Raw genomic sequence first — 17,313 nt, 5'->3', positions numbered from 1 at the left:
TCTCGCCCGCATGGCCCTGGAGACCTCGCTCGAGTCGCCGGCCCCGGTCCGGCAGGTCGCGAACGCGATCGCGGGCTGGGTCGACCGGCTCGGCGCCGTCTGGGTCGAGGGCCAGGTCGCGCAGGTCAGCCGCCGTCCCGGCATGAACACCGTCTTCCTCACGCTCCGCGACGCGGTCGCGGACATCTCGGTCCCGGTGACCTGCTCGCGCACCCTCTTCGACGGGCTCAACCCGCCCCTGGTCGAGGGCGCCAGCGTGGTCGTGCACGCGAAGCCGTCGTACTACGCCAACCGCGGCACGCTCTCCCTCTACGCCCGCGACATCCGGATGGTCGGCCTCGGCGAGCTGCTCGCGCGCCTCGAGCGGCGCCGCCAGCTGCTCGCCGCGGAGGGGCTCTTCGCGACCGAGCTGAAGCGTGCCCTGCCGTTCCTGCCCGGCACCGTCGGCCTGGTCACCGCACCCAACAGCGCCGCCGAGCGCGACGTGCTGGAGAACGCTCGCCGCCGCTGGCCGGCGGTCCGCTTCGAGGTCGCGTACGCCGCGATGCAGGGTCCACGCTCCGCCGCCGAGGTCATCGAGGCGGTCGAGCGGCTGGACCGGCACGCCGACGTCGAGGTCATCGTGGTCGCCCGCGGCGGCGGCTCGGTGGAGGACCTGCTGCCGTTCTCCGACGAGGCGCTGGTCCGCGCGGTCGCGAAGGTCCGCACGCCGGTCGTCTCGGCGATCGGCCACGAGCCCGACCAGCCGCTCCTCGACCTGGTCGCGGACGTCCGGGCGTCCACGCCGACCGACGCCGCGAAGCTCGTCGTACCCGACGTCGCCGAGGAGGCCCGCAACGTCGTGCACGCCCGCCAGCGGATCCGCGCCGCCCTCACCGGCTGGCTGGCCCGCGAGCAGGCCGGCCTCGACGCGCTGCGGTCGCGCCCGGCGCTCGCCGATCCGCGGACCCTGCTCGACGCGCGCCTCGAGGAGGTCCACCGGCTCCGCGACCGGGCCCGCCGCACCCTCGGCCACGCCCTCGACCGCGCCGCGGACGACGTCGGCCACCAGCGCGCCCGCGCGCGCGCCCTGTCGCCGCTCGCGACGCTGCAGCGCGGGTACGCCGTGCTCCAGGACGCCGACGGCCACGTCATCACCTCCGTCGCCGGCGTCGCCGCGAAGCAGAAGATCAGCGTCCGGGTCGCCGACGGCCGCATCCACGCCACCACCACCAGGACCGAGCAGCTCGAGGAGACCGATGGCCGAGAAGAAGACTGAGACGCCGTCGTACGAAGAGGCGCGCGAGGAGCTGGTCGAGGTGGTCCGCGCGCTCGAGGCCGGCGGCACCACCCTCGAGGAGTCGCTCGCGCTGTGGGAACGCGGCGAGAAGCTCGCCACGATCTGCCAGGACTGGCTCGACGGCGCCCGCAAGCGCCTCGACGCGGCCGTGGAGAAGGACGCCGGCCCGGACGTCTAGACCTTCCCGCGTAACCCGGTGCGGACAGGAGTCGTTGCGGCGTCGGCGGGAAACCCCCGTACACCTGTCGTTTCGCCCCTGGAGCCACCATGCCCCTGCGCGCCCGCATCGCCGCCCTCGCCGCCCTCGCGCTGATCGGGAGCGCCGCCGGCGCCGCGGTCCCCGCGACCGCGGCCCGCCACCACTCTCACCCGGTGGCCGACCCGGGCGTGACCGTCCCGTACTCCCAGGTGCTGCGGCAGCCCGGTGGCTACCAGTTCCGGGCCGTGCTCACGGACGCGAGGGCAGGCGGTCTCTTCGAGGTCGACGGCTACAGCGTGAGCCGCGACCGGGCCGGCACCTGGCACTACGTGTCCGGCCGGGACGCGCACGGCCGGGTCCAGCTCGCCCGCGCGGTCGGCACCGCCGGCCCGCCCGCGTCCGTCGCACCGCACGCCGGCCGGCAGCAGACGCGGGTGAGCGCGAAGGAGGAGGCGGCCCGCGCCAGCATCCTGCGCCAGCTCCAGGTCGCGTCCTACCGGGCCCAGCTCGCGGCCGCCGCCGAGGGCGAGGAGCGGGTCTTCCACGTGCCCGCGCTGATGCTGGCGACCTGGTACGACGAGGACGCCGGCGAGACGACGCCGCAGTTCCACGACGGCCACGACGCCGCGTACTTCAAGAAGATCCTCGACGGCTTCGGCGGCAACCCGAACGGCTCGGTCACGCAGTTCTACTACGAGGCGTCGTTCGGCCAGTTCCTGGTGGAGATCGACGTGTTCGGCCCGTACACCTCGGCCGAGTCGATCGGCGACCCGTGCCACTACGGCACGCCCGACGACGGCGACCTCAAGGTCACCGACCCGGCCGGCTCGGTGCTCGGCGTGGGCGGCGCGGGCGCCCTCGGCATGGCGGTCGAGGCGGTCCCGCAGACGTTCGCCGACCCGGGCATGGACTGGTCGAAGTACGACAACGACGGCGACGGCCAGGTCGACTTCACGATCATCATCCACTCCGGCTCCGACCACGCGTTCACCAGCGACCCGTGCGACACGCACTCCCACGCGCTGCAGGCGACCCTCGGCCTGCCATCGACCGCGGAGAGCACGCTCGGCCTGCCGGCGGGCACCCTCAAGGCCGGCATCCCGACCAACAGCCCGGGCGTCTTCGTCGACCGCGTGGTGACCATCCCCGAGCGCGGCTCGCTCAAGGACCCGCTCACGATCGGCGTCGCCGCCCACGAGATGGCGCACGCCCTCGGGGAGCCGGACTACTACGACACGGCGTACACCTCGAACGGCACCGGCGACTTCGACATCATGGCCGGCGGCTCGTACATGGGTGACCCGGCGGGCTCGAACCCGACGATGTTCAACCCCGCCACCCGGGTCTTCCAGGGGTGGGTCACGCCGACCGTCGTGCACGGCGACCTGCCCGGCTACACCCTGGCGCCTCGCACCGCGCTGCCGGCGAAGGGCTACCACGTCGGCATGGTCGACCCGAACCTGCTGCTCGTCCCGACCTACGAGGTAGCAGTCGGCGACACCGACTCCCTGGGCCACACCTGGACCCAGGAGGACGTCTACGGCCTCGCGACGGACCCGAAGACCGGCAAGTTCGTCGTCGAGGGCTACTACGTGGAGAACGTCAGCCGCGACGCGGTGACGACGAAGCTGTCCCCGCAGAACCCGTCCGGCTCGATGTTCGACCACCGGCAGCACGCCTCGGGCCTGCTGGTGTGGCACTTCGACTACTGGCGGCAGTCCACGACGTACTTCGGGCACGGGAACGACGCGCAGAGCGACCCGAACCGCTACCAGATGGACGTCGAGGAGTTCGACCAGAACGACAACACCCAGGAGCTCCAGCTGAACTACAGCCGCGGCAACCCGGCCGACTTCCTGGTCGGCGCCGCGACCGGCATCACCTCCGGCACCCACGAGGCGCCGCCCGGCGTACCGACCACGTCCGGTGAGCCGCAGGACCCGGTCGAGCTGACCGGCACATCCGCGCCGGTCGCGGGCGGCTCGGTCCAGTTCGACGTCGAGGACAACCCGAACAACCAGGTGATGACGGTGACGGTCGCGAGCGACAACATGGGCGACTGCAAGCTGTCGCTCACCGACCCGTCGGGCACGACGACCGCCGAGTCCGACGCGGGCAGCTTCGGCGATCCCGAGTCGATCACGGTCAAGAAGCCGGCCGCCGGGACGTGGACCGCCAACGTCGGCGACTTCGCGGCCTGCCTCCAGTTCTCCGGCCGCGCCGTCTTCACCGGGGCCAGTGCGTTCAACACCCAGGGCGCGGCCGACACCTGGTCGAGCTGGACCGAGAAGCCGACGGGCTGGGCGTTCACCAACGTGTCCGGCTACGGCAACGGCATCGACAACAGCCCGGAGTCCGGCGACACGAGCACGATCACGCTCGACGTGCTCGACCTGTCCGGCGACAAGGACGTCTCCCCCGGCTTCGTCACCGGCCGCCTGAACGCCGGCCGCGACAACGTCCTCACCGTCCCGGTCTTCTCCAACGGCGGCAAGGCGCCCGGCAAGGTCGACGTCGTCGTCCACTCCCGGACCGTCAACGGCCCGGTGGTCGCCCGCAAGCAGGTCGGCCTCGGCGCCTACGAGCGCAAGGACGTCCGCTTCACCTACCGGCCGGCGCGCGAGGGCGTCACGAAGCTGGTGACCGTCGTGGATCCGGCCGACCGGATCAGCGAGGGCAGCGAGCGCAACCAGGCGCAGGTCACGACGCTGTGGTCCGGCCCGAAGGACCCGAGCGTCCTGGTCGTCGACGACGACCAGACCCTGGCCCACGAGCGTGCGATCGCCGGCGCCCTGGCGGCGCTCGGCGTGCCGTACGCGATCACCGCCGAGTCCCCCAGCGCCACCGAGATGGGCAGGTACGGCGCGGTGATCTGGGAGAACGGCACGGACCGCGGACCCGGCGTCCTGGCGCCCGGTGACGTGGCCGCGCTGAAGCGCTACCTCGACGGTGGCGGCCGGCTGCTGCTCAGCACGAACCGCCCGGACGGCGTGTCGAGCGTGGTCGACCCGACGTTCGCGGGCCAGTACCTCGGCATCCGCACGCCGGAGGGCAACGCGTCGTACGTCGCCTCGCAGTCCGGAGCCCTCACGTTCAGCGGTGCCGGCCTGCTGAAGGGCACCCAGGTGACCAGCCTGCAGGCCCCGGCGCGGCCGTTCTTCGGCCTCTCCGGGCTCTCCTCGGCCGGCAACGGCGCCCTCGGCACCGCGATCGACCCGCTGGGCACGGCGACCGGGATCCTCACCGCGCCGGAGTCGGCCCTGGCCGCGGTCGTCCCCGCCGAGGACCCGCCGTACGTCGGCATCGCGGTCGACGGAGACGCGGCGCACCACTCGTTCCGGACCGTGACGCTCGGGTGGAACCTCGGCGACGACGCGAAGGCGGCCGACACCGTCGACCTGCTCGGCACCGTGCTCAAGCACTTCGGGGTGAGGACCGGCCGGTACCACCCGGCCGGCAAGCCGGTCGTCTACACGACCGCGGTCCGCGACGACATCGTCGGCCGGGCGATCCCGGTGACCGCGGTGGTGCTCGGGGGGCGGGCGGCGCCGGTGGTGCTGCACTACCGGACGCACGACGGCGTGTGGAGGTCCGCGCCGATGAGGTCCACCGGGTACGGCACCTACCAGGGGAGGATCCCGGGCAGCGTCGTCACCTTCCACGGCGTCGACTACTACCTGACGGTCCGTGGTCGCTCCGACCTGCCCGGCTATCCCGGACCCCTGTTCCACGGAGTCGGTGTCGCCATCGGCTAGGCCGACAGGGCTAGGGCTTCAGCGGCTCGGTCGTCAAGGACTCGACCAGTGTCTGCAGCTCCGTCTGGGGGGCGGAGCCATAGACGAGGACGGTCTGGCCACCGACCTCGGCGGCGTACCCATGGTCGCCGCCGGGGTCGGAGAACGTCAGCCACCGGGACGCGACCGCGCTGTCGAGCGTGACCGGGTCGCCCTCGATGGCGTCGGTGCCGACGTAGGTGTCGACCAGCTCGGCGACGTCCTCGTCCTCCTCGTGCAGCCCCGCGAAGTGGTCGTCGGACGTGGTCATCGCGAGGTCCAGCACCGGGCGGTCGCCGGTGTCGAACGTCGCGTCCTTGACGAACCAGCCGTCCGGCAGCTCGGCGGGGTACGCCGGGGTGATGCCGGCCTGCTGGATGCTGACGACCAGGGACCGGTAGTCCACCGGCTGCGGGTCGTACTCCGGGGTGTCCCGGAAGGCGGCGCGGAAGACGACGATGCCGAGCACGACGAGCACGAGCACGATCATCGAGCCGGCGAGCCCGCCGAAGCTCCGCTGGTACCGGCTCGGCTGACCGGTGTCTGACGCCTGGGTCACCGGCCCATCCTCGCAAGTCCTCTAGGGTCGCCGCGTGCCGCCCCTCGACGCGATCCCGCTGGCGGCGCTCCTCGTGCTGCTCGTGACCGCGTACGTCCACCCCTCGGCGCGCACCGAGCTCGCTGTCGGCCTCGCCGCCGCCGCGGCCACCCTCGCGACCGGCATCCTCGACGCCGGCGACGTCGAGGCGGTGCTGCGCCACCTCGGGCCGGTGGTGCTCTTCCTCGTCACGATCCTCGTGGTCGCGGACGTCTGCGCGCGGGCCGGGCTGTTCGCGGCCGCCGCCGCCCGGATCCGGCACGCCAGCTCGGGCCGCCCGGTCCGGCTGTTCACGGGCGTCTTCCTGCTCGCCGCCGTCGTGACCTCGGTGCTGAGCCTGGACGCGACCGTCGTGCTGCTCACCCCGGTCGTGGTCGCAGCCGCCGCGGCCGCGGGGACGTCGGTCTGGCCGGGCTCGCACGCGTGCCTGCGGATGGCCAACTCCGCCTCGTTGCTGCTCCCGGTCTCGAACCTGACCAACCTGCTCGCGATGCCGCACCTCGACCTCACCTTCGGGGGATTCGCCGTCGTGATGGCGCCGGTGCTGCTCGCGGTCCTCGTGGTGGAGTACGTCGTCCTGCGGCTGCTGTTCCGCCGCGAGCTCGCCACCCCCGGCGAGCCGGCGGACGACGGCCCGGACCCGAGGCTGGAGCCGGTGCCGCTGGTCGTCGTCGCGCTGATGCTGGCCGGCTTCGCGGTCGGGTCGCCGCTCGGCGTCGACCCGTGCTGGATCTCGGCGGCAGCCGCCGTGGCTCTCGTCGCCTGGGCGCGACACCGTGGGCTGGTCACCCCGAGCCAGGCGGGTCACGCCGCGCACCCGGCCTTCGCGGTGTTCGTGCTCTGCCTCGGGATCGTCGTCGCGGCCCTGTCGACGGGGTTCCTCGGCGACCTGGTCGCCGACCTGGTGCCCGGCGGGACGTCGTACGCCGACCTGCTGGCGATCGCCGTCCTCGCCACCGTGCTCGCGAACCTGCTCACGAACCTCTCGGCCACGCTGCTGCTGGTGCCGCTGGTCGCCCCGCTCGGCGACACGGCGGTGCTCGCCGCCCTGCTCGGGCTGAACATCGGGTCCGGCCTCACCTACACGGGCTCGCTCGCGAACCTGCTGTGGCGGCGCACCCTGGTCCGCCTCGACACCCGGCCGTCCCTCGGCCGGCTGCACCGCGTGTCGATCGTCGCGACCCCGCTCAGCCTGCTCGCCGCCGTGACGGTGCTCTCCGCAGTTGCGGGCAACTAGATCCATACTCTCCGCAGATGCGGCATGATGGCAGCATGAACACCTTCCGGGTCGCGGAGGCAGCAGAGCTGCTCGGCGTCAGCGACGACACGATGCGGCGCTGGATCGACGCCGGCCGGGTCCCGAGCGCCCGGCACGACGGGCGCACGGTCGTGCGCGGCACCGACCTGGCGGCGCTCGCCGAGTCGCTCGCCGACCAGCCCGACCGCGAGGCGACCCGGGCCGCCTCGGTCAGCGCGCGGAACCGGCTGGCCGGCATCGTCACGAAGGTCACCAAGGACACGGTCATGGCCCAGGTCGAGATGATCTGCGGGCCGTACCGGATGGTCTCGCTGATGAGCTCCGAGGCCGCCCAGGAGCTCGGGCTCGAGCCCGGCGTCCGCGCGATCGCGTCCGTGAAGTCCACCAACGTCGTCGTGGAGCGTCCGTGACCCGGCGCGCCCGCGGGGTCCTGCTCGGGATATCCCTGGCCGTCCTGGTGCTGCCGAGCGCGTCCTGCGGGAGCGACGACGAGACCGGCGGGGGCACGACCACGCTCACCGTGTACGCCGCCGCGTCGCTCACCTCGACGTTCGAGGAGATCGGCAGGCGCTTCGAGGCGGAGCACGACGGCGTCCAGGTGAAGTTCAGCTTCGGCGGCTCCTCCGACCTCGTCGCCCAGATCCAGAACGGCGCCCCGGCCGACGTCTTCGCCTCTGCCGACACCGCGAACATGGACAAGCTCGTCGCTGCGGGGCTGGACGGCGGCGACCCCCAGGACTTCGCGACCAACGTCCTCGAGATCGCGGTGCCGCCCGGCAACCCGGCGGACGTGCACTCCTTCCAGGACCTCGCCGGACCCGACGTCAAGGTCGTCGTCTGTGCCCCCGAGGTGCCGTGCGGAGCGGCGACCAGCCAGGTCGCGCAGCGGGCGGGCGTCACCGTGCACCCGGTGAGCGAGGAGCAGTCGGTGACCGACGTCCTCGGCAAGGTCACCTCGGGTGAGGCCGACGCTGGCGTCGTCTACGTCACCGACGTCCTCGCGGCCGGCGACAGCGTCGACGGCATCGAGTTCCCCGAGTCGGCCGAGGTCGTGAACACCTACCCGATCGCGCCGGTCGAGGGCACCGACGACGCCGACCTGGCGCGCGAGTTCATCGAGCTGGTGCTCGGCGACGCCGGCCAGCAGATCCTCCAGGACGCGGGCTTCGGACAGCCGTGATCCCCCGCTGGCTCTACGCCCCTGCCGCCGTCGGTGCCGCCTTCGTGCTGCTGCCGCTCGTCGCGATCGCGGCGCGGGTGGAGTGGACCGACCTCTTCGACCTGGTCACGTCCCAGGCGTCGAAGGACGCCCTCTGGCTGAGCCTGCGCACCTCGGCGACCGCCACCCTGCTCTGCCTGCTGTTCGGTACGCCGATGGCCGTGGTGCTCGCCCGCACCTCGTTCCCGGGGCAGGGCGTGGTGCGGTCCCTGGTCCTGCTCCCGCTGGTGCTGCCGCCGGTGGTCGGCGGGATCGCCCTTCTCTACACCTTCGGCCGGCGCGGGCTGCTCGGCCACGAGCTCGACGTCCTGGGCCTCCAGGTCGCGTTCTCGACGACCGCAGTCGTGCTGGCGCAGACGTTCGTGGCGATGCCGTTCCTCGTCGTCAGCATCGAGGGCGCTCTCCGCACGGCCGGCCAGCGCTACGAAGTGGCAGCCGCGTCCCTGGGCGCGCGCCCGACGACGGTGTTCCGCCGGGTCACGCTGCCGCTCGTGCTGCCCGGGCTGGTGTCGGGAGCGGTGCTCGCGTTCGCGCGCTCACTGGGCGAGTTCGGCGCGACGATCACGTTCGCCGGCAGCCTGCAGGGCGTGACCCGGACGCTTCCGCTGGAGATCTACCAGCTCCGCGAGACCGACGTGGACGCCGCCGTCGCGCTCTCGCTGGTGCTCGTCGTCGTGGCCGTGCTGGTGATCGGCCTCGCCCGACAGGGCCGGAGCGCGGCGTGAGCCTGCGGTTCGAGGCAGTCGTGGCGGACCGCGGCGTCGACGTCACGCTCGACGTCGCGGATGGCGAGACGCTGGCGGTGCTCGGGCCGAACGGTGCGGGGAAGTCGACCCTGCTCGAGGTGGCCGCGGGCCTGCTGCGGCCCGATCGCGGTCGGGTCACGCTCGACGACCGGGAGCTCACCGCGCCGGGCACCTTCGTCCCGACGCACGACCGCCGGATCGCGATGCTCGCGCAGGACCCACTGCTGTTCCCTCACCTGACCGTGCTGGAGAACGTCGCCTTCGGCCCGCGCAGCCGCGGCGCCGGCCGCCGGGACGCGCACGCCGCTGCCCGGCACTGGCTCGGCGAGGTGGGCGCCGCGGACCTCGCCGATCGCCGGCCCGGCCAGGTGTCCGGCGGCCAGGCCCAGCGGGTGGCGCTCGCCCGCGCCCTCGCCGCCGACCCGGTCCTGCTGCTGCTCGACGAGCCGATGGCGGCGCTCGACGTGGCCGTGCTCCCGGCGCTCCGGCAGACGCTGCGCCGGGTGCTCGCCGGCCGCACCGTCGTCCTGGTGACCCACGACGTGCTCGACGCCCTGCTGCTCGCCGACCGGGTGGTCGTCCTCGAGGGCGGCCGGGTCGTCGAGGCCGGCCCGACGTCCGCGGTGCTGGAGCGGCCGCGGAGCGCGTTCGCCGCCCGGATCGCCGGCCTGAACCTCGTGTCCGGCAGCTGGCGCGACGGCGCCGTCGGCGGCGTGCGCGGCATCCCGGTCGGTCCGGAGCCCGCGTCCGGCGCCCCGGCGGTCGCGGTGTTCCGGCCCAGTGCGGTCTCGGTGTTCCGCGAGGCACCGGGAGGGAGCCCGCGCAACAGCCTGCCGGTGACCGTGACCGACCTCGAGCCGCGCGGCGACCAGGTCCGGATCCGGGCGGACCACCTGGCGGCCGACGTCACCGTGCAGTCGGCCGCCGAGCTCGACCTCGCTCCGGGGACGCCGGTCGTCTTCGCGGTGAAGGCGAGCGAGGTGGCGGTCTACGGGACCTGAGGCTCGGTACAGTCACCCCATGACCGAGCCCGACAGCCTCTCCGTCGCCCCCGAGTCACCCGACCGCAACCTGGCGCTGGAGCTGGTGCGGGTCACCGAGGCGGCGGCGATGGCCGCCGGCCGCTGGGTGGGCCGCGGCGACAAGAACGGCGCCGACGGCGTCGCGGTCAACGCGATGCGGGTGATGATCTCCACGATCGGCATGAACGGCACCGTCGTGATCGGCGAGGGCGAGAAGGACAACGCCCCGATGCTCTACAACGGCGAGGCGGTCGGTGACGGCACCGGTCCCGAGTGCGACGTCGCCGTCGACCCGATCGACGGCACCACGCTCACCGCGAAGGGCATGACGAACGCCGTCTCGGTGATGGCCGTCGCGCCGCGCGGCTCGATGTACGACCCGTCCGCGGTCTTCTACATGGAGAAGCTGGTGACCGGTCCGGAGGCCGCCGGGGTCGTCGACATCCGCTACCCGGTCGCCGAGAACATCCAGCAGGTCGCCAAGGCGAAGGGGAAGCGGCCCACCGACGTCACCGTCGTACTGCTCGACCGTCCCCGGCACGCGCAGCTCGTGGACGAGATCCGCGCGACCGGGGCGATGATCAAGTTCATCACCGACGGCGACGTCGCCGGCGCAATCATGGCGGCGCGCCCGGAGACCGGCATCGACCTGCTGCTCGGCGTCGGAGGCACGCCGGAGGGCATCATCACCGCCTGCGCGATGAAGTCGCTCGGCGGCACCATCCAGGGCCGCCTCTGGCCGCTGGACGACGAGGAGCGGCAGAAGGCCCTCGACGCCGGGCACGACCTGGACCCCGACAACGTGCTCACCACCGACGAGCTCGTCACCGGCGACGACTGCTTCTTCGTCGCCACCGGCATCACCGACGGCGAGCTCCTTCGCGGGGTGCGCTACCGCGCCGGGGGCGCCACCACGCACTCGCTGGTGATGCGGTCGCGCAGCGGCACGATCCGCTCGATCACCTCGGAGCACCAGCTCCAGAAGCTACGCGCTTTTGCCGCGATCGACTTCGACAGCTGAGGTGTCGGTGCGCAGCAGCGCACCCACCACCACGTCGATCACCCGCGGGTCGAAGGCCATGCCCAGGTGCGAGGCGCTCACCTCCACCGCGACCGCGGCCGGGTCGATGCACGCCCGCCAGTCGACGATGCCGTCGCGCCTGCTGTAGATCGTCGTGAGGCCGACGCCCACGGGCACCGGCTGCCGGCTCTCCCCGAAGCTCTGCCGAGCACAGTGGCCGCGCACGCAGTCGGCGGACATCAGGCCCGGGATCCCTGCTCTGCTGAGCCGCACGAGCAGGTCGACGCTGGCCGCCAGCGAGACGTGGTGCGCGCCCGGCGCCAGCATCGGGCTGCCCATCGTCACGACGTTGGACACCAGGTCGGGCCGGCGTACGGCGATGCCGCGCGCGAGCATGCCGCCCAGGGAGTGCCCGACGAGCTGCACCCGCGAGCCGCGCCGCGTCGCGATCGACTCCAGCCGCGCCTCGAGCTGTGCGGCGGCGTTCAGCGTGCAGCCGATGTTCGAGTGGATGTGCGAGCGGTAGGTCCGGAAGCCCTGCGCCCGCAGCGACCGCGCCATCAGGGCGAGGGTGCCGTCCCCGGCGAGGAAGCCGGGCATCAGCAGCACCGGGTCACCCAGCCGTGAGCCGGGGCGGGCGGCGTACGGCGTGCTGCGGCGGGCCCGGCGGTCGGCGGCGGCCCGCAGGGCGTACCGGCCGAACTCGGTGGCCGCGCTCCCCTCGCGCAGCACGGCGGCCGGGTGCGGGGCCGCGAACCCCTGCGGGAGCAGGAAGTCCGCCAGCGTGGACGACATGTGACTCACGTTACGTCCTGTACCCGAACGGCGGCCGGTGAATCGGGGGTGTCGCGTCCCTTTCTCGCCCGGCTGGTTCACTGGGGGGCATGCCAGCCCCCGCCGCCGTCCCGGTCTCCGAGGAGCTGTTCGCCCCCGTCGGCCGCGGCATCGAGCTCTGCTACCAGACCTTCGGCGACCCCGACGGCGACCCGCTGCTCCTGGTGATGGGGCTGGGCGGGCCGATGACCTGGTGGGACCCCGAGCTCTGCGCTGCCCTGGCCCGGGCGGGGTTCTACGTGGTCCGCTACGACAACCGTGACGTCGGGCGGTCCACGGTCCTGGACGCCCGGGTGAGCCGGTCCACGCTGGTGCGGGCCTTCGCCGGCGCGCGGGCTCGCACGCCGTACTCGATGGCGGACCTGGCCGGTGACGCGTTCGGCCTCCTCGACCACCTCGGGCTCGAGTCGGCGCACGTCGTGGGCGTGTCGATGGGCGGCATGATCGCCCAGACCATGGCGATCATCCGGCCCGACCGGGTCCGGTCGCTGACCAGCATCATGTCGACGACCGGGAAGCGCACCGTCGGCTGGCAGCACCCCTCGCTCATCCCCGGCCTGATCGGTGGCCGCAAGCCCGGCCGGGAGGCCTACGTCCGCGCGAGCGCGGAATTCTGGAAGCTGATCGGCTCGCCCGGCTACCCGCAGACCCGGGCGCAGGTCGAGAAGCGTGCGGGCGACACCTTCGACCGGGGCGTCAGCGCGAGCGGTGTGACCCGCCAGATGCTGGCGGTCCTCACCCAGCCGAACCGCGGCGAACGGCTGCGCTCGGTGCGCGTCCCGACCCTGGTCGTGCACGGCCTCGCGGACCGGATGGTGCACGTCTCCGGCGGCCGGGCCACCGCCGCGGCCGTCCCCGGCGCGGAGCTGCTGCTGATCGCCGGCATGGGCCACGACCTCCCGCCCGCGCTGTTCGAGACCTTCGTGGCGGCCATCCGCCGCACTGCCGATCGATCCTGAACTGCCGAGTCGGCGCAGTCTCAGCTGAGACTGCGCCGACTCGGCGTCTGGTCAGGCTGAGACTGCGCCGACTCGGCGTTGGTCACTCGGAGAGGCGGTGACCGGTGTCGCTGTCGAACACGTGCACGTTGCGGGGGTCCGTGGTCACGTACATCGTCTCGCCCTTCATCGGGTGGTCACGACCCGCGACCCGGATGATGATGTTGTTCGGCGTCCCCTCGACACCGCAGGTGCCGTAGACGAACGCGTCGGCGCCGAGGTCCTCGACCACGGTGACCTTCACCGGCAGGCCGTCCTCACTGTTGCCGACCACGCGCCAGGCCTCCGGGCGTACGCCGACGGTGATGTTGCCCGTCATCTTCTTGGCGGCGGTCGGGTCGACCGGGACCAGGTAGTCGCCGATCTTGGCCTGGCCGTTGTCGGCCTTGGCCTCGATCAGGTTCATCTGCGGCGAGCCGATGAAGCCGGCGACGAACAGGTTGACCGGCCGGTCGTAGAGCGCCAGCGGGGTGTCGACCTGCTGCAGGTAGCCGTCCTTCATCACCGCGACCCGGTCGCCCATCGTCATGGCCTCGATCTGGTCGTGGGTGACGTAGACGGTGGTGACGCCGAGGTCGGACTGGAGCTTCGCGATGTCGGTGCGGGTGTGCACGCGCATCTTCGCGTCCAGGTTCGACAGCGGCTCGTCCATGCAGAACACCTGTGGCTGGCGCACGATCGCGCGGCCCATCGCGACCCGCTGCCGCTGGCCGCCCGACAGCGCCTTCGGCTTGCGGTCGAGGTACTCGGTGAGGCCGAGGATCTTGGCGGCGTCCGCCACCCGCCGCTGCCGCTCGTCGTGCGGCACCTTCGCCATCTTCAGCGCGAACGCCATGTTGTCCGCGACCGACATGTGGGGGTAGAGCGCGTAGTTCTGGAACACCATCGCGATGTCCCGGTCCTTCGGCGGGGTGTGGGTGATCTCGCGGTCACCGATGAAGATCTTCCCCTTGTTGACCTCCTCCAGCCCCGCGAGCATCCGCAGGGTGGTGGACTTGCCGCAACCGGAGGGGCCCACGAGGACCATGAACTCTCCGTCGCCGATCTCCAGGCTGATCCCTGGTACGGCGGGCTTGTCCGCGCCGGGATACCAGCGCTGTGCCTCTTCGAACCTGACTGTGGCCATGCTTCGACAACTCCTTCACCGGCAGGTACGTGCCGGACGATCCGTAGTAAAGGTGAGCGCGGTCACAGTACCTCGCGGTGCCAGTTGGTGGCCGGCGTGGGGTTTACAGACCCCCCTCAGGGGGCTAAGTGTGAGGTAGACCACAAGGGAGGGAGAGCGCATGTCTCGGGTTCGCGCACTGGCCGCGACCGCGGCCCTCGTGACCGCCGCCGGTCTGCTCGCCGCCTGCTCGGCCAGTGCGAACGACGGGAAGACGCAGCTGATCTGGTACATCAACCCGGACTCGGGCGGCCAGGCGAAGGTGGCTGCGAACTGCAGCACCGACGACTACACGATCACCACTCAGGTCCTCCCGCAGGACGCCAACGAGCAGCGCATCCAGCTGGCCCGGCGGCTTGCCGCCGGGGACTCCGGCATCGACATCATGAGCATCGACCCGCCCTTCACCGCGGAGTTCTCGAACGCCGGGTTCCTGGCGCCGATCCCCCAGGACCTCCAGGACAAGCTGAAGCAGCAGTCCTTCCAGGGCGCGACCGATGCGGCCACCTGGAACGACCAGCTGGTGGTGGCGCCGTTCTGGTCGAACACCCAGGTGCTCTGGTACCGGAAGTCCTTCGTGCAGAAGGCCGGCATCGACATGAACCAGCCGGTCACCTGGGACCAGATCATCGACGCCGCGGCCAAGAACGGCGGCAAGGTCGCCGTCCAGGCGAACAAGTACGAGGGCTACGTCGTCTGGATCAACGCCCTCATCGCCGGCGCTGGGGGCGAGCTCGCCACCGACACCGACAAGGGCATCGACCTCAAGCTCGAGATCGACTCGGACGCGGGCGACAAGGCCGCCGCGGTGATCCAGAAGCTCGCCCACTCCGCGGCCGCACCGGCCGACCTGTCGGTCGCCCAGGAAGGTCAGGCCGGCAGCACGTTCGGCGGCCCGCAGGGCGCCTTCATGGTCAACTGGACCTACATCTTCAACAGCTACGAGGCGACCAACCCGGGCTTCAACAAGGACATCGGCTACACGCGCTACCCGCAGACGGTCCAGGGCCAGGAGTCGCACCCGCCGTACGGCGGGATCGGGCTGGGCGTGAGCGCCTACTCCAACCACGTCGACGAGGCGATGCAGGCCATCGAGTGCCTCACGAGCCCGGAGAACCAGGAGGTCAACGCCGAGATCACCGGCAACATGCCGGCGAGCCAAGCGGGCTACGGGGCCAACGACAACGCGCTGCAGAAGATCTACCCGGCCGACCTCCTCAAGCTGTTCCAGGACAGCCTCGACGGCGCGGCGCCGCGCACCGTCACGCCGTACTGGAGCGACATCTCCGGCGGCCTCCAGTCGACGTGGCACCCGCCCTCGGGCGTGAACGCCGGCACCCCGGCGGAGTCGCAGAGCTTCGTCGACGACGTCCTCCACGGAAGGAGCCTGCTGTGAGTGCCATCGCGAAGGCACCGGGCAAGCCGGTGGTGAGCGACCGGGCGAGGGCCGAGAACCGGCTCGGGCAGAAGCTCGTGCTGCCCGCCGTGATCATCATGCTGCTCGTCACGGCGTGGCCGATGATCCAGGCGATCTACCTGTCGCTGTTCCGCTACCGGCTGACCACGCCGGACGACAAGGCGTTCGTCGGCCTGTCCAACTACGGGACCGTCCTGACCGACTCGCTGTTCTGGCAGGACACCCTCAACACCGTGATCATCATGGTGTTGACCGTGGCCGTCGAGCTCGTCATCGGCTTCGCGTTCGCGATGGTGATGCACCGCATCGTGTTCGCCCGGGGCGCGATCCGGACCTCGATCCTCATCCCCTACGGCATCATCACGGTGGTCTCGGCGTACGCCTGGCAGTTCGCGTTCAGCCTCAACAACGGCTTCGTGAACGCGTGGTTCGCCTGGCTGCCGTGGATCACGCCCGACACCAACTGGTTCGGCAGCCACTGGCCGGCGATGTTCGCGATCATGGTCTCGGAGATCTGGAAGACGACGCCGTTCATGGCCCTGCTCCTGCTCGCGGGTCTCTCGCAGGTGTCGGAAGACATGATCGAGGCGGCCGAGGTCGACGGCGCGACCTGGTGGCAACGGCTCTGGAAGGTGATCCTCCCCAACATGCGGGCCGCGATCATGGTCGCGGTGCTCTTCCGGGCGCTCGACGCGTTCCGGATCTTCGACAACATCTACGTGATGACCCGAGGCGCCCAGGACACCGAGTCGTCGTCGTTCCTGACCTATCGCCAGGTGATCCAGCAGTTCCAGCTCGGCCTGGGCTCCGCGCTCTCGGTGCTGCTCTTCCTCACCGTGCTCCTGCTGGCGTACCTGATCGTCAGGCTCTTCCGCGTCGACCTGGCGCAGGCGAGGGGTGAGGCGTGATGGCGGCCCGTAGCACGCGCACCCAGGTCGGCACCGGGGTCGGCTTCGTCCTCGTCCTGGTGTGGTGCCTGCTCCCGGTGGCGTGGATCCTCTCGCTGTCGTTCAAGGGGCCGGGCGAGACCGCCGCCGGCAGCCCGCAGTTCCTGCCCAAGGTCTGGACGCTCCAGAACTACCGGGACATCCTCGGCTTCGGCACGGTCACCCCGGGCCAGGAGAACACCCACAGCGACTTCCTCGACGCGCTGCGCAACTCGTTCGGCATCGCGGCGATCTCCACTCTGCTGGCGGTGCTCTTCGCGACGCTGGCGGCGTACGCCATCGCCCGCCTGGAGTTCAAGGGCAAGCGGCTGGTGCTCTCCCTGGCGCTCGCGATCGCCATGTTCCCGGTCGTCGCCCTGGTCGGCCCGCTCTTCGACCTCTGGCGGACGCTGCACCTGTTCAACACCTGGCCCGGGCTGATCATCCCGTACATGTCGTTCACGCTCCCGCTGGCGATCTGGACGCTCTCGGCGTTCTTCCGGGAGATCCCGTGGGAGATGGAGCAGGCGGCGCAGGTCGACGGCGCGACGTCCTGGCAGGCCTTCCGCAAGGTGATCGTGCCGCTCGCGGCGCCCGGGGTGTTCACCGCCGCGATCCTGACGTTCTTCTTCGCGTGGAACGAGTTCGTGCTCGCGATCTCGCTCACCTCGACCACGCAATCCCGGACGGTGCCCGCGCAGCTGTCCTTCTTCGTGGGACCCGACCCGTTCAACCCGCCGTACGGACTGCTGGCCGCCGCCTCCGTGGTGGTCACCGTCCCGATCATCATCATCGTCCTGCTGTTCCAGCGAAAGATCGTCGCCGGGCTCACCTCCGGCGCCGTGAAGGGGTGACCTC

16 protein-coding genes are annotated in these 17,313 nt (G+C 71.7%); 13 read left to right on the top strand and 3 right to left on the bottom strand.

Features of this window, described 5'->3' with window-relative positions; genetic code table 11:
- Positions 1–10: 10 nt before the first annotated feature.
- The 3 genes from xseA to ACVW2K_RS08155 all read left to right on the top strand — a co-directional run bounded on the left by xseA (position 11) and on the right by ACVW2K_RS08155 (position 5,233).
- Entirely contained in the window at positions 11–1,258 is a 1,248-nt protein-coding gene (gene xseA, locus ACVW2K_RS08165) for an exodeoxyribonuclease VII large subunit (RefSeq protein WP_457202161.1), read from the top strand.
- Complete coding sequence (locus ACVW2K_RS08160; protein WP_457202160.1) at positions 1,239–1,457, top strand: exodeoxyribonuclease VII small subunit; 219 nt, start codon at positions 1,239–1,241, stop codon at positions 1,455–1,457. The genes xseA and ACVW2K_RS08160 overlap by 20 nt, the downstream gene beginning before the upstream one ends.
- Positions 1,458–1,546: 89 nt before the next feature.
- Entirely contained in the window at positions 1,547–5,233 is a 3,687-nt protein-coding gene (locus ACVW2K_RS08155) for an immune inhibitor A domain-containing protein (protein WP_457202159.1), read from the top strand.
- A 10-nt stretch (positions 5,234–5,243) separates the two neighbouring features.
- Here ACVW2K_RS08155 and ACVW2K_RS08150 read toward each other — a convergent pair whose 3' ends face one another.
- Positions 5,244–5,810: a DUF4245 family protein gene (locus ACVW2K_RS08150; protein ID WP_457202158.1), complete on the bottom strand. Its 567-nt coding sequence runs from the start codon at positions 5,808–5,810 to the stop codon at positions 5,244–5,246.
- A 34-nt stretch (positions 5,811–5,844) separates the two neighbouring features.
- On the opposite strand from ACVW2K_RS08150, the gene ACVW2K_RS08145 reads away from it, so the two are divergent.
- The 6 genes from ACVW2K_RS08145 to glpX are packed head-to-tail and all read left to right on the top strand — an operon-like array spanning position 5,845 to position 11,115.
- On the top strand, positions 5,845–7,086 hold the full coding sequence (locus ACVW2K_RS08145) for an SLC13 family permease (RefSeq protein WP_457202157.1): 1,242 nt from the start codon (positions 5,845–5,847) through the stop codon (positions 7,084–7,086).
- Between the two features lie 35 nt (positions 7,087–7,121).
- Complete coding sequence (locus ACVW2K_RS08140; protein WP_457202156.1) at positions 7,122–7,517, top strand: TOBE domain-containing protein; 396 nt, start codon at positions 7,122–7,124, stop codon at positions 7,515–7,517.
- The gene (modA, locus tag ACVW2K_RS08135; protein ID WP_457202155.1) at positions 7,514–8,287 is read left to right on the top strand and encodes a molybdate ABC transporter substrate-binding protein; all 774 of its coding nucleotides are present in this window, start codon (positions 7,514–7,516) and stop codon (positions 8,285–8,287) included. Before ACVW2K_RS08140 ends, modA begins: the two co-directional genes overlap by 4 nt.
- The gene (locus ACVW2K_RS08130; RefSeq protein WP_457202154.1) at positions 8,284–9,051 is read left to right on the top strand and encodes an ABC transporter permease; all 768 of its coding nucleotides are present in this window, start codon (positions 8,284–8,286) and stop codon (positions 9,049–9,051) included. Before modA ends, ACVW2K_RS08130 begins: the two co-directional genes overlap by 4 nt.
- Positions 9,048–10,073 carry a sulfate/molybdate ABC transporter ATP-binding protein gene (locus ACVW2K_RS08125; RefSeq protein ID WP_457202153.1) on the top strand — a complete coding sequence of 342 codons (1,026 nt, stop codon included), beginning with the start codon at positions 9,048–9,050 and terminating at the stop codon, positions 10,071–10,073. Before ACVW2K_RS08130 ends, ACVW2K_RS08125 begins: the two co-directional genes overlap by 4 nt.
- A gap of 19 nt (positions 10,074–10,092) precedes the next feature.
- Positions 10,093–11,115, top strand: coding sequence for a class II fructose-bisphosphatase (gene glpX / locus ACVW2K_RS08120; RefSeq protein ID WP_457202152.1), 1,023 nt, complete (start codon positions 10,093–10,095; stop codon positions 11,113–11,115).
- On the opposite strand, the gene ACVW2K_RS08115 is transcribed toward glpX, so the two are convergent.
- A complete protein-coding gene (locus tag ACVW2K_RS08115) occupies positions 11,080–11,910 on the bottom strand; it encodes an esterase/lipase family protein (protein ID WP_457202151.1) in 831 nt (276 codons plus the stop codon). The two genes, glpX and ACVW2K_RS08115, sit on opposite strands and share 36 nt — an antisense overlap.
- Before the next feature lie 89 nt (positions 11,911–11,999).
- Here ACVW2K_RS08115 and ACVW2K_RS08110 point away from each other — a divergent pair, with 89 nt between their 5' ends.
- On the top strand, positions 12,000–12,908 hold the full coding sequence (locus ACVW2K_RS08110; RefSeq protein WP_457202150.1) for an alpha/beta fold hydrolase: 909 nt from the start codon (positions 12,000–12,002) through the stop codon (positions 12,906–12,908).
- 82 nt (positions 12,909–12,990) lie between these two features.
- On the opposite strand, the gene ACVW2K_RS08105 is transcribed toward ACVW2K_RS08110, so the two are convergent.
- On the bottom strand, positions 12,991–14,073 hold the full coding sequence (locus ACVW2K_RS08105) for an ABC transporter ATP-binding protein (protein ID WP_028639161.1): 1,083 nt from the start codon (positions 14,071–14,073) through the stop codon (positions 12,991–12,993).
- Positions 14,074–14,233: 160 nt separating this feature from the next.
- Here ACVW2K_RS08105 and ACVW2K_RS08100 point away from each other — a divergent pair, with 160 nt between their 5' ends.
- From ACVW2K_RS08100 to ACVW2K_RS08090, 3 genes are read left to right on the top strand one after another with little or no spacing between them, the layout of a single operon-like run.
- Positions 14,234–15,508 (top strand): extracellular solute-binding protein, encoded by a 1,275-nt coding sequence (locus ACVW2K_RS08100; protein WP_457202149.1) that lies wholly within the window; start codon positions 14,234–14,236, stop codon positions 15,506–15,508.
- A complete protein-coding gene (locus ACVW2K_RS08095) occupies positions 15,505–16,437 on the top strand; it encodes a carbohydrate ABC transporter permease (protein WP_028639163.1) in 933 nt (310 codons plus the stop codon). Before ACVW2K_RS08100 ends, ACVW2K_RS08095 begins: the two co-directional genes overlap by 4 nt.
- The gene (locus tag ACVW2K_RS08090) at positions 16,437–17,309 is read left to right on the top strand and encodes a carbohydrate ABC transporter permease (RefSeq protein ID WP_028639164.1); all 873 of its coding nucleotides are present in this window, start codon (positions 16,437–16,439) and stop codon (positions 17,307–17,309) included. The genes ACVW2K_RS08095 and ACVW2K_RS08090 overlap by 1 nt, the downstream gene beginning before the upstream one ends.
- Positions 17,310–17,313 lie beyond the last annotated feature (4 nt).

The organism is Nocardioides sp. HB32 (genome assembly GCF_054058995.1).
The sequence above is the reverse complement of the archived record's forward strand: the minus strand, read 5'-3'. Positions and strand labels throughout refer to the sequence as shown.